The following is a 12,663-nucleotide window of genomic DNA, read 5'->3' as shown; positions in this document are numbered from 1 at the left end:
CCTATTCCATATAGTATTTGAATCCGTAGTGACTTTTCTCGAAACCAAGACGCTCATAAAACTGATGGGCACGTTCGCGAACTTGATTACTAACAAGTTGAACTATCTTGCACCCTTGATATCTAGATTGCTCAATAGCAAACTCAACCAAAGTAGCCCCTACGCCTTTTCCTTGAGCATGATTTGCGACAAACACGCCTTCAATATTAGCTCGTATTTCGCCGTTATAGGTAAATTGAGGAATAAAACTCAGTTGCAACGTCCCAACGACGTTGTCATCAATAGTAGCGACATACAGGAAATGATCCTTAGATGTCGCAAAATGGTCAAATATCCGATACATATCGTCAGTAATTTGCCCATCGCAAGCTTGCTTTAATTCAGGCTTATCATCCCAAAACAAAGGCAGGATTGAAGGCAGATCATCAGAGTGGGCAATACGGATTTCTATGGTCATAACACGTTCACTTATTCAAATTGAGAAAGGTATCGTTAAGTATGCATACCATTCATGACTAAAGCTTTACAGCTTAAAATCAACAGTTTGCTGCGCTACCTTGTCACAAATATACTCTCCAATCGGTATGGCGGATGTCGCTGCCGGAGAAGGTGCGTTACAGACATGCAAGCTTCTAGAAGTTTGAGCAAATAAAAAGTCGTGCACTAACGACCCATCTGCTTTGACGGCCTGCGCACGAATTCCCGCGGGGTAAGGTTTAAGATCATCCAAGACAATCGACGGGCAGTACTTGTGCACTAACCCTAAGTATCCGGGCTTCCAAATGGAATTTTTGAACTCATATAACCCAGTAGTTAAATGCTGCAACGTAACTTTCCAGTAACCTGAAAATGTCAGCATTTGCCAACAGTCACGCCAACTAATGTTAAATGAGCCGTAACCTTCTCGTTTCCAACCTTGCACTGCATTAGGGCCAACAGTAATAGAGCCATCGATCATTTTTGTTAAGTGAACACCTAAAAAAGGTAGCTCGGGATCGGGAATAGGATAGATAAGGTGGTTAACAACATCACGATGCTTATCAGCAAGCCGATAGTATTCACCGCGATAAGGAATGATTTGGAAGTCGGTTTTAATACCTATCATCGTGGCCATTCGATCCGCCATTAAACCTGCGCAAACCACTAGTTGTCGACATTTAAGAGTGTTCAAAACGCCGTTTTGCAAGCAGGTTAACGTCACATGGTCGTCATACTCCTGCATCGCTTTTACAGACGTTGATAGCTGCACTACACCACCCAATAGCGAAAATTGCAGTGCCATCACTTCGGTAACCTTTCGATAATCAACAATGCTAGTTTCGGTCACTCGAATAGCTCCCAATCCCGATATATTGGGCTCTAACGCTGCTAACTGCTTTTGATCGATAAGCTCGACCTCAATTCCATTTTGTAGGCAGCGTTGATACAAACTCTGCATCCGTTGCATTTCTAGCTCAGAGGTCGCAACAAGTAGCTTGCCACAGTTTTCAACGGGTATTTGGTGTTGATGACAAAACTCTATCGTCGCTTTAAGACCACGCTTACAGAAATCCGCTTTTAAACTGCCGGGTTGATAGTAAACACCTGCGTGAACAACGCCGCTATTGTGTCCGGTTTGATGCTGCGCCACATGCGATTCTTTTTCCACAACCAGAACAGAACTGTCGGGATAACGCTGCTTAAGCTGCCATGCGGTTGATACACCTACAATGCCACCACCAACCACAATAAAGTCGTACATGTCTCTCATCCTTGTGAAACTCGATATTGACTACCTTACTCCGCTGGCTGCTAGGAGGAAAGTGAAGGTGTCACAGCTTTTAAATACAGCGTTATTGAACCCTGATAAATGTCGTATTTCGCTTGCTGGTCAATCTCGGAAAACTGCATAGAGAATGCGAACCCATGCAAATAATCCGCAAGCAGACTCACTGCGTTTTGTTTCTCTGTCGTAGATAGATCAAGTTCCTCAATAACTTGATTGAACCGACTGATAAATACATTAGCGGGTCCTGCTGTTTTCATCTTGAACAGTGTTTCTAGCAAGCCCGGATATTGTCCCAATAGCTCAAGATAACTCCAACCCAGTTGCTGTAACTCCTGTTGCCATTCTCGTCCTTCCTCCGGCAGATATATCCCCTCAACCAAAGATACTGCTACAGCTTCTAGCAACTCATCCTTGTTTTTGAAGTAATAGTAGATGGCCATCGCATCTATATTCAGCTCAGTAGCTAACCTTCTGATACTTGGGATCTTTCCATCCATTTGCATCAAGCGCTTTGCGTTTTCCACTATCACTTCTTTGCTCAGCGTGACATTACCTTTAGTTGGACGTCCCCTTTTTTTGGCCTTGACAGTCATAAAAGATCCTAGCTAAACTAATATTAATTTCTACACTGTAGAATTATAGCAAAATGACCTTTAATATCAAATAGCGGAGTCTCAACAATGGCAAATATCGTATACATCGGAACCAGTCTAGACGGCTATATCGCAGACAAAAATAACGGTCTCGATTGGCTACATGATGTGCCAAACCCTGAGGGCTCAGATTTTGGTTTTGCGGAGTTTATGGACCGAGTTGATGGACTCGTCATGGGCAGAAACACTCTAGAAATCGTTCTGAGTTTTGGTATTGAGTGGCCCTACTCTAAGCCAGTATTTGTGTTAAGTAATACACTTACTAAAGTGCCTGAAGGCTATGAAGACAAAGTCTTTTTGGTGAAAGGTAAGCTAAGCGACATCGTTAGTGACTTGAACTCGAAAGGCTACAAAAACCTCTACATTGATGGCGGTAAGACGATTCAGAGTTTCTTAGCGGAAGATCTAATTGATGAGATGATAATCACCACCATTCCCGTTCTGCTTGGCGGCGGCATTCCATTGTTTGGCGAGCTCGATAAACCATTGAAGTTCCAACATGTCTCAGCAGAACGTTACGCTGATTATATTGTTAAGAATCGATACGTTAAGGCTTAAGAAAGACCACAGGTGCCAGAGTGATGATGCTCTGGTACCATTAACCACGTCAAAAATTCGCTATCTGTTTGATTTGGCCAACGAGCTGTTTTACGACTCGCCCCTGGTTCTTACTTGGTGTGCACCAAAGATCAATTCGGCACAGAATCTCGGTACAGGAAAACTCTGGATTAATAATGAGCAAGGATCCAACCTCTTGTCGTTGCTTTGCTAGAACCTTGGGAACAAATGCCCAGCCTAAACCTTGTTCCACCATATTCAATACATCCTCCTGATCCGTCATCACCCAGATTTCAGGAGATAAGCGTCCTTGAAGTGATAGTGAAGGGTTTTCAATCATGCTTTCACAACAAATCTGACGACGGGTTAATAGAGCCTCGTTATCGACGATTGCAGTATCCGCTAAATCGCTATCCGGCGCACAAACACAGCACATTTCCATGAGTGCGATATCAAAAAACTCCAATGATTTTGGTTCAGCTGCCGTCGCGCATTGCAAAACGAGGTCCAGTTCATGAAGCTCAATTCGGGATTGTAAGTTGGCATTAGTATCTCTCACAATATGGATAGCGGTATTTGGAAAATCGCTTGCTAGTTTTTGCAGGCCAGACTCAATCATGCAGCTAGGTATTAATCTATCTATACCAATTGTCACTTTGTCTTCCACTTGCTGAGCATAGCTAGTGGCCGCACTCTCAATTCGCTCGATATGTCTAACTAGTAAAGTGCATTGCTGGTAAAGCCTTTCTCCTGCTGAGGTCAACCGAGGATACTTAGTCGAACGATCAAAGAGATCGATACCTAATTGGATTTCAAGGTTTGATATCGAAATGCTGATAGCCGCAGGCGTTTTGCTGAGTAATCTTGCCGCTGCGGAAAAGGAACCTTGCTCGGCTGCAGTCTTAAAGATAAACAACTGTTCAGTACTTAACATCCGTTCGCTCCCTAATATAAATGTCCGTTTTCACCCTACCATCTTTAAATTTTATTTAAACTAACTTATTTAACCTTTCACTATTTCATAAGTATTGTAGCTCCATCTAAACCAACAGGAGCAAACCAATGACAACTTCAATGACTCGCAGAAAGTTCTTTTCACTCACTGGCGCAGCCGCCGCTGTCACAGGCGCTGCTGTTGTCGCACCTAAGGCGTTAGCAAATGCGTTAAAGACCGATACCGTTGCTACAAAAAGTACAAGCCTTGCAGACACCGCGAAGCGTATTCATGTGACAAGCGAATATGGCAGGCTAAAAGAGGTGATCGTCGGACGCACCCCGAAGTTTGATGATAAATACTTTAACTATAGCGATGGCTACGAAAGAAATATGCCTTGGCTTAAACCAGAAACAGTGACATTCCTAAAAGAGAACCCAAATTCAACATGGGGAGATGTATACGGTGTTGAAGGCTATGAGAAACTCGTCAGCCAAGTTGAAGGATTTGTTTCAGCACTAGAACAACAAGGAGTGAAAGTTATTAGGCCAAAGGCCATTGAAGGCAAAAATGCGCATTATATTGACAGCACAGTCGATCAAATATGGCCTAGAGATGTATTTTGTACAGTTGGCAACAACGTCATCGTCAGTTCCCTTCGTATGAGTTTTAAGCGCAAGCAGCAATATGCGTTCACCGGATTTTATTCCAACCTCATGAAACAAAAACAATGTAAATACCTCTCTGCACCACAGGCAGGACTGGATATTTTTACCAACGATGCCATTGCTAATGAACGAGCAAACTCGGAAAACATTTGCCTAGATGGCGGTGATTTCTTTGTAGACGGAAAAAACATCTATCTTGGCATTGGTGAAGGCTCCAACATGAATGGCTATGAATGGCTCGAATCAATGTACGGTGACGAATACACGATCACGCCTTTAATGCTTGATGAGAAAGCGTTACACCTCGATTGCGCACTATCATTACTAAGTCCTAACCTAGCATTGATTTGTCGAGATTGGATTAAATCCGATTTGCCTGAAAGCTTGGCTCACTACACCTTTATTGATGTTAATGAGAAAGAAGCCAGTTGGTTAGCGGCCAATGGGCTGCCTATTAGCCCAGATACGTGCATTATGGACAAAGCACATCAACGTGTAATCAATGAAGTTCGCAAGCACGGACACAATGTCATCGAGGTCGAATTTGATATGCCCTCAATGCTTGGTGGTGCGCTACGCTGTGCAAGCCAGCCTATATACCGTGAGCCTGTTTAAACGCATTTCAGGTATCTCACCAATATGAACACGGGAGACTATCATGGGTGGAATTAGTGTTTGGCAGCTCGCGATAATAGCCTTAATTATCGCGATATTATTTGGAACCAGAAAGCTGAGTACGATTGGCAGCGATGTAGGGAGCTCAATTAAAGACTTTAAGAAAGCACTAAGCGAAAGTCGTACTAGTGATCATAATCTAGATTAACCGCGACTCCGCTGGTCTGACACAGCACTTAGCCATGGAGGGCTAATTGGCTTTACTAGCTTTCAAATGAAAGCTTGTCACCAAACACTTCTGACCAATCTTTATCAAACTGTGCTACTGCTGGTTCAATGGCTGGATGCGAGAACATTTGCGCCGCCACATCAACTGGTAAAGTAATTGCACCAATTCCCAACTTCATCACATCCATCGCCTGCTGGACATTCTTGAAGCTTGCAGCGAGGATTTTTGTTGAAAGTCCATGTTTTTCGATCAGCAATTGAAGGTCACGAACCACTGCAACGCCATCACCATTCATAGCATCAATACGGTTAACGTAAGGCGCAAGATAATCGGCGCCACACAATGCAGCCATGAATCCTTGCTGCACCGTGTATATTGCTGTAGCTAGAACCTGAATACCCTCTTGTTTCATTAACTTAATAGCAGCTAACCCTGCCTCCGTAGCGGGAACTTTTATCACCATATCGTAAGGAAGTTCACTTAGCTTCTTTGCTTCCGCTAACATTGAATGAGGATCTTTACTCACCACTTGAGCGTGAAAACGCGCCGTATCACCCAATACTTCTTTCATATTAGCAAGTGTCGTCGTGAGCCCCACCATAGATTTAGCGACAATCGTCGGGTTGGTGGTCACTCCCTTTAACGGGAAACATTGGTTAAAACGTGCGGTCTCGCTGACATCCGCCGTATCTAAGTAGAGTTCAATCATCTTCTATTCTCAAACCTTTATTTGAACATTATCAAGTTACCAACAATATAGATCTTGCCAATTTGATGGATCTTGATTTTGATCAAGACAATCTTCATATGAAGAGTTAAAGTTTCATTTAATGAAAGTATATGACTTCTTAAAATGAAAGATTGGATGGCACATGTATTTTAATATCCAAAGATTCTCTACTCATGATGGTGATGGTATTCGAAGCCTACTGTTTCTCAAAGGATGTAGCTTGGCTTGCCCCTGGTGCCAAAACCCAGAAAGTCGCAGTGCTAAGCATTCTGTGCTATTCGATAAACGCAGCTGTTTAAGTGACTGTCATCGCTGCTCGGACGCTTGCCCTTCAATTGAAGCAACACCAGAAGGCATCAAGATAAACAGAGATACCCTTGATGATTCACAAATCATTGCATTGCGAAATGTGTGCCCGACACAAGCGTTAACCGTGTGTGGAGAAGATGCTCAACAAAAAATGCTGTTCGATACCTTAATGAAGGATAAGCCGTTTTATGATCAAAGTAGTGGCGGGGTGACTTTCTCTGGTGGCGAACCATTGATGCAGTCGGATCTAGTGACGTCCTTAGCAAAGCAACTCCAAGCTGAAGGTGTAAATACAGCTGTAGAAACGTGTATGCATGTACCGTGGAAAAACATTGAACAAGCAGCGCCCTATATTGATTGCTGGCTAACCGATCTTAAACATACCAACGAAAGGAAATTCTTAGACTGGGCACAGGGTTCACTGAAACGTATTAAGAGCAACTTCCACAAACTAGCGCCTATTGCAAAACGAATCATCATTCGTGTACCCGTAATCCCAGACTTTAATGACTCTCCCGAAGAGCTCGAAGACATTATTGATTTCGCAGCTGATATCGAAAACTGCACCGAACTACACCTGCTGCCCTATCACACACTAGGCATCAATAAATACCGTTTGTTGGACATGCCCTATTTATGCTCCGACAAACCACTCAACAACCCCGAGCTGCTTGAATACGCGCAACAGTACGCCAAGCAGTATCCACGTATCAACGTGATTGTAAGAGGCTAATGACTATGGAACTCAATTACTTACCTAAGCGTATTCAAGAACATAAGAAAGCTCTGGTTAATATTATTACGCCACCTATTTGTACCGAGCGTGCGCAAGCATACACCAAAGTCTACCAGCAGAATGAAGACAAGCCTGTTATCGTCCAACGTGCACTAGCACTGGAAGAACATTTAGCGACACGTACAATCTGGATCGATAATAATGAGCTAATTGTGGGTAACCAAGCCAGCAAACTGCGCGCGGCGCCAATCTTCCCTGAGTACACCGTACGTTGGATTGAAGCAGAGATTGATGAGCTTGCTGACCGACCAGGAGCAGGCTTTGCTGTCACAGAGCAAGACAAAGACATTATCCACGCCCTTACCCCATATTGGCGAGGTAAAACGGTACAGGATCGTTGCTATGGTCTATTCACCGATGAGCAGCAAGCCATCTTGGCAACGACCATTATCAAAGCCGAAGGTAATATGACATCCGGTGACGCTCACTTGGCGGTCGATAACGAAAAGATCCTCGCCATTGGTTTAGATGGGCTCATTACCGAGGTGGACGATCATCGTTTAAATAACGATATTTCCACTTATGAAGGACTTAAGAAAGAGCAGTTTTATAAGTCGGTCGATATTGTGTTACGTGCGATTCAGCAACACATTTTGCGTTTCTCGGAGTTGGCATTGAACATGGCGCAACAGGAGTCGGATACTCAGCGCAAACTAGAGCTTGAAACCATTGCCGCAAACTGTGAACACATTGCTTACCACCCACCTTGCAATTTCTGGCAAGCATTACAGCTAAGCTACTTTGTGCAATTGATGCTGCAAATCGAATCAAACGGTCACTCTGTTTCATTTGGTCGTATGGACCAATATCTTAATGATTTCTACATCACCGATATCAACAATGGCTCCTTACAACCCAGCTTTGCCACAGAACTACTACAAAGCTGCTGGTTAAAGCTGCTGGAAGTCAACAAAATACGCTCTGGGGCTCATTCCAAAGCCTCAGCGGGTTCTCCACTTTATCAAAATGTGTGTATTGGCGGTCAAAAGCTTGATGAGAATGGAGTGCCAATGGATGCGGTCAACCCACTCTCTTGGGCAATTCTTGAGTCATGTGGTCAACTCCGCTCCACGCAGCCTAACTTGAGTGTTCGCTATCACGAAGGCCTGAATCAAGAGTTCTTAATGGGTTGTATCGAAGTCATTAAGTGTGGCTTTGGTATGCCAGCGTTTAACAACGATGAAATCGTTATTCCTGAGTTTATAAAACTAGGGGTCGAGCGAGAAGATGCCTACAACTATGCGTCGATTGGTTGTATTGAAACCGCGGTCCCTGGTAAGTGGGGTTATCGCTGCACCGGTATGAGCTTTATTAACTTTGCTCGAATCCTATTGGCCGCGTTAAATGAAGGTGTCGACGCCACGTCTGGAGAGTGCTTCTTACCTCACAGTAAATCACTAGAGAAAAACAATTTCGCTAGTATGGATGAAGTGATGCACAGCTGGGCAGATCAAATCCGCTACTACACCAGAAAGTCGATTGAAATTGATACCGTTGTCGACTCTGTGCTAGAACAGCAGGCGCACGATATCTTTTGCTCATCGTTGGTTGATAACTGCTTACCAAGTGGCAAAACTGTCAAGGAAGGCGGTGCGAAGTATGATTGGATATCCGGATTACAAGTAGGTATCGCAAACTTAGGCAATAGCTTGGCAGCCATCAAGCATCTGGTGTTCGATGAAAAGCAGATCAGCCAGCCTGAATTGGCGAAAGCGATGGCAGAGAACTTTGAAGGCTCACAACAAGAACAGTTGCGCCACCAGCTGATTAACTTTGCGCCTAAATATGGCAACGACGATGACGCTGTTGACCATCTACTAGCGCAAGCGTATCAAGTTTACATTGATGAGCTTAAACAATTCGTTAATACCCGACATGGACGAGGCCCGATTGGTGGTGGGTACTATGCGGGGACCTCTAGTATCTCTGCTAACGTGCCATTCGGAGCCTCGACGATGGCAACGCCTGATGGCAGAAAAGCGTCAACTCCACTTGCTGAAGGAGCAAGCCCTTCGTCTGGCTCGGATCGTTTGGGACCAACGGCTGTGTACAACTCAGTGGCAAAAATCCAAGCAAATCAGATTCTTGGTGGTGTGTTGTTGAATCAGAAACTCTCTCCTGCTGCTGTGCAGTCGGACAGCGACAAATTGAAGCTATCCATGTTGATTAGAACTTTCTTCAATCATCATAAGGGGTGGCACGTTCAATACAATATCGTATCGAGAGACACCTTATTGGCGGCCAAACGTAATCCTGAACAGTATCGCGATCTCGTGGTTCGCGTTGCAGGATACTCAGCGTTCTTTACTGCATTGTCTCCAGACGCGCAGGATGACATCATCGCTCGTACCGAGCACGACTTGTAACAAGTTTCAAATCACCACTTTCAAATGAAATTGAAACGAAAGAGGGCTATACTAGCCCTCTTCTTTATTGATTTACGTAACGCCCGGGGCCTCAATGAATTCCAGACAGTCTGAAATCTTAAACTTAGTGAACGACAGGACACGAGTGCAAGTCACCGACCTCTCTGAGCTCACTGGTGTTTCCGGTGTGACCATACGTCAAGACCTCAACTATCTAGAGCAAAACGGCTACTTAAAACGAGTTCATGGTGCCGCTGTTTCCTTGCAAAGTGATGACATCGACTCGCGCCTTGAAGTGCATTTCGATATAAAACAGCAGCTTGCCAACAAGGCTGCTGATCTTGTTGCCGCTAATGAAACGGTGCTTATCGAAGGCGGCAGTGCCAATGCGTTACTTGCTCGTACACTAGCAGAAAGAGGTGATGTCACCATCATCACTCCTTCGGCCTACATTGCGCATCTCGTTCGTCATACCTCAGCCAACATCATTTTGCTGGGCGGTGTTTACCAACATCAAGGTGAAAGTTTAGTTGGACCACTAACCAAGCTTTGCATTGAGAACATTCATTTTAGTACTGCGTTTTTAGGTATCGATGGCTTTGATATTGATACCGGCTTCACTAGTCGCGATATGATGCGTGCAGACATTGCCGATACCATCATCCAGAAGAAACGCCGCAATATCGTCTTAACAGATTCCAGCAAGTTCGGGCAGATCTTTCCGTCGTCGATTGGCGACACCAGCGAAATCTCCATTTTGTTGACTGATGACGCAGTACCAGAAAACATGGTTAAACATTTGCGGTCCAAGCACGTCGAGGTCATTATCGGCTAGCGATATTAGTTCAAAGGCAATAGTATTAATACTGATATGCTTTTGTGTAATAAATAGTGAGCAAGGAAGATATGAAGACTCTTGAGCAGGAACTATCAAGAATAGACTTAAATTTGCTGGTATCACTTAGCGTACTGATAAAAGAACGCAACGTGTCACGAGCGGCTGAAAAGCTCTACCTCTCCCAACCAGCGATGAGTCGTACCCTTTCCCGGTTGAGAGCGCTTTTTGACGATCCTTTGTTTTACCGCGAATCCAATGGTCTGCAACCCACAACTAAAACCCTTGAACTAGAGCCTGAACTCGATCGAATCCTGCTATCCATTGATGCCTTACTTAATGGACTGAACTTCTCGCCCAGTCGATGTGAACGCGCCTTTAGGATTTCTGTACCACCGTTAATGAGCCGCTTTCTCACAGCTCCTTTAGCCAAAGCAATTAAAGAAGTCGCCCCTAACGCATCCCTTGAAGAATACCCCTCGTCTCTTGACCCTACTCAGCTCTTAAAAGACGGGCAAGTGGATTTTTCAATTCACGTTGAAGAAGTGATACAAAGTGAGGAGTACCACTGTGAAAAGATTGGAAGCACTTACCCTGTTATCTATGGTTCTAATAGCCACCCATTGCTGGATAAACAGACTATAAGCATCAAAGATTGCTTAGAGTATCAATTTGTCGACCTATCTCTAGACGTGCGCTCTACTCAGCATTATCTCAACCCGATTGATATAGAACTTGCCAATCAAGGGCTATCAAGAACCATCGCTTTAAAATCAGGACAACTCGCCACATTGATGGAATCACTTGAAGACACCGATAGATTAATGATTTCGAGCCACGCATTGGCCCAAACGTTTGAGAAAAGCTCCAACCTCAAGAGCATCAAGCCGTTTAATGACAAGCCGTATTTAGTCAGTATCTATTTGATTGAACATCGCCGCACCTTGAGCAGTCCCGCTCACAAGTGGTTTAAAACATTGATGTTGGAAACGCTGGCAGAAAAGATATCGGTATCAGTTAGTTAATCAAGATATACGCTTCATGCATATCTGAAATAAAAAGGTATCATTGGTAATAATACCTATCTCTACATAGTCTTAACCTCATTCAAGAACGCGATTAAATACAAGGTTGAGTTAATCGTCACTTTGGTTAATTACTACCCTCGGAGATAGTTATGATACTCAAGAAAACGTTACTCGCCACTTCTGTCATCAGCTTAAGCTTTGTGCTCAGCGCCTGTGGAACCACCACTACTAATAATGACAGCAACGAATTCATCAAAGTAACCGAGCAAAACTACGCATTTGCAGAGACAGCACGCAACTATCGCAATTGGGCAGCGCTCGGAGCTAACCAACACATCACTCATATGCGAAATCTACCACCACGTGGTAAAGCCGCCCCTACAGTGCAAATGAATGATGACACGCTTTACTCTGTAGCCATTGTTGAAGCGCAGAATGGCTTTGTCTCATTCGATATCCCGCAAAGCGATGTCTATATGGCCGTTCAAGTAGTCAATGAGGGTGGCCATGGGGAACATTACGTCGTGGGTGAAGGTTCTTACACAACCAAAGTAGAAACAGACTATGCCTTTCTGATTTACCGCACTGGTACTGAGAAAGGCCTCGATGCAGCGAGAGCCGCTCAGGACAGAATTACGACTGACCAGTTGAAATTTGGTACTTATCAAGTCAAAAACTATGACTTCGACGAAGTAGAGGCATGGACTTCAAAGTTAACCGCTGAAACTCAGGGCAAAGTCTTCGCTTACACTTTTCCACGCTCATCGTCTGACATTACCGATCTTCATCAGTGGAACCTAGAAAATGCCAACGGCTGGGGAGGCTCTTCGCCTGAGGTCAACGTCGCGAACCTTTATACTAACTCGGTCATGTTAAAGGCGAATCAGTGCCAGACAACAACATTCAAGAGTCCTGACTCCAAGTACTTTACATCCGTTACGCCATATGACGAAAACCGCTACCTGATCGATGGTGCCAATCATGTGTCATCAAATAACTGGCAGAAAAATGCGAATGGCTCCGTGACTGTCTCTTTCAACTGTGGGCAAGAGGCAATCAACAACATTGACACCAACGGCCAAAACTTCTCTTTTACCGTTCGCTATTACGGCGTGAACCAAAAAGTACTGGATGGGAAAATCACACCAGAGAAAACCGTAGTTAAGTCATGACC

At 44.3% G+C, this 12,663-nt stretch carries 12 protein-coding genes and 1 pseudogene; 8 read left to right on the top strand and 5 right to left on the bottom strand.

Features of this window, described 5'->3' with window-relative positions:
- Position 1 precedes the first annotated feature (1 nt).
- The 3 genes from HW45_RS08430 to HW45_RS08420 all read right to left on the bottom strand — a co-directional run bounded on the left by HW45_RS08430 (position 2) and on the right by HW45_RS08420 (position 2,361).
- The gene (locus HW45_RS08430) at positions 2–457 is read right to left on the bottom strand and encodes a GNAT family N-acetyltransferase (protein WP_006069211.1); all 456 of its coding nucleotides are present in this window, start codon (positions 455–457) and stop codon (positions 2–4) included.
- A 66-nt stretch (positions 458–523) separates the two neighbouring features.
- Positions 524–1,750 carry an L-2-hydroxyglutarate oxidase gene (lhgO, locus tag HW45_RS08425; RefSeq protein ID WP_038226291.1) on the bottom strand — a complete coding sequence of 409 codons (1,227 nt, stop codon included), beginning with the start codon at positions 1,748–1,750 and terminating at the stop codon, positions 524–526.
- 41 nt (positions 1,751–1,791) lie between these two features.
- The gene (locus HW45_RS08420; RefSeq protein ID WP_038226290.1) at positions 1,792–2,361 is read right to left on the bottom strand and encodes a TetR/AcrR family transcriptional regulator; all 570 of its coding nucleotides are present in this window, start codon (positions 2,359–2,361) and stop codon (positions 1,792–1,794) included.
- 87 nt (positions 2,362–2,448) lie between these two features.
- Between HW45_RS08420 and HW45_RS08415 the strand changes: the two genes are divergently transcribed.
- Positions 2,449–2,979 carry a dihydrofolate reductase family protein gene (locus HW45_RS08415; RefSeq protein ID WP_038226289.1) on the top strand — a complete coding sequence of 177 codons (531 nt, stop codon included), beginning with the start codon at positions 2,449–2,451 and terminating at the stop codon, positions 2,977–2,979.
- Between the two features lie 49 nt (positions 2,980–3,028).
- Here HW45_RS08415 and HW45_RS08410 read toward each other — a convergent pair whose 3' ends face one another.
- Positions 3,029–3,913: a LysR family transcriptional regulator gene (locus HW45_RS08410; RefSeq protein ID WP_038226285.1), complete on the bottom strand. Its 885-nt coding sequence runs from the start codon at positions 3,911–3,913 to the stop codon at positions 3,029–3,031.
- Positions 3,914–4,041: 128 nt separating this feature from the next.
- On the opposite strand from HW45_RS08410, the gene HW45_RS08405 reads away from it, so the two are divergent.
- Both HW45_RS08405 and tatA read left to right on the top strand, forming a co-directional pair.
- Positions 4,042–5,196, top strand: a complete 1,155-nt coding sequence (locus HW45_RS08405; RefSeq protein WP_038226283.1) for a dimethylarginine dimethylaminohydrolase family protein — start codon at positions 4,042–4,044, stop codon at positions 5,194–5,196.
- A gap of 43 nt (positions 5,197–5,239) precedes the next feature.
- Positions 5,240–5,374 (top strand): annotated as a pseudogene (gene tatA, locus HW45_RS28770) (twin-arginine translocase TatA/TatE family subunit); the annotation flags it as partial.
- A gap of 85 nt (positions 5,375–5,459) precedes the next feature.
- Here the strand turns inward: tatA and HW45_RS08400 are convergent.
- On the bottom strand, positions 5,460–6,134 hold the full coding sequence (locus HW45_RS08400; protein WP_038226279.1) for a fructose-6-phosphate aldolase: 675 nt from the start codon (positions 6,132–6,134) through the stop codon (positions 5,460–5,462).
- Positions 6,135–6,297: 163 nt separating this feature from the next.
- On the opposite strand from HW45_RS08400, the gene HW45_RS08395 reads away from it, so the two are divergent.
- The 5 genes from HW45_RS08395 to HW45_RS08375 all read left to right on the top strand — a co-directional run bounded on the left by HW45_RS08395 (position 6,298) and on the right by HW45_RS08375 (position 12,661).
- Positions 6,298–7,197, top strand: a complete 900-nt coding sequence (locus tag HW45_RS08395; RefSeq protein WP_038226277.1) for a glycyl-radical enzyme activating protein — start codon at positions 6,298–6,300, stop codon at positions 7,195–7,197.
- Between the two features lie 5 nt (positions 7,198–7,202).
- Positions 7,203–9,626, top strand: coding sequence for a formate C-acetyltransferase/glycerol dehydratase family glycyl radical enzyme (locus HW45_RS08390; RefSeq protein WP_038227681.1), 2,424 nt, complete (start codon positions 7,203–7,205; stop codon positions 9,624–9,626).
- 94 nt (positions 9,627–9,720) lie between these two features.
- On the top strand, positions 9,721–10,461 hold the full coding sequence (locus HW45_RS08385) for a DeoR/GlpR family DNA-binding transcription regulator (RefSeq protein WP_038226276.1): 741 nt from the start codon (positions 9,721–9,723) through the stop codon (positions 10,459–10,461).
- Between the two features lie 71 nt (positions 10,462–10,532).
- Positions 10,533–11,486 carry a LysR family transcriptional regulator gene (locus HW45_RS08380; RefSeq protein ID WP_038226274.1) on the top strand — a complete coding sequence of 318 codons (954 nt, stop codon included), beginning with the start codon at positions 10,533–10,535 and terminating at the stop codon, positions 11,484–11,486.
- 152 nt (positions 11,487–11,638) lie between these two features.
- Positions 11,639–12,661 (top strand): DUF1254 domain-containing protein, encoded by a 1,023-nt coding sequence (locus HW45_RS08375; RefSeq protein ID WP_038226272.1) that lies wholly within the window; start codon positions 11,639–11,641, stop codon positions 12,659–12,661.
- Positions 12,662–12,663 lie beyond the last annotated feature (2 nt).

This window comes from Vibrio sp. ER1A, from assembly GCF_000733315.1.
Classification (GTDB): domain Bacteria; phylum Pseudomonadota; class Gammaproteobacteria; order Enterobacterales; family Vibrionaceae; genus Vibrio; species Vibrio mediterranei.
This window is presented reverse-complemented; position numbering and strand designations above follow the sequence as displayed.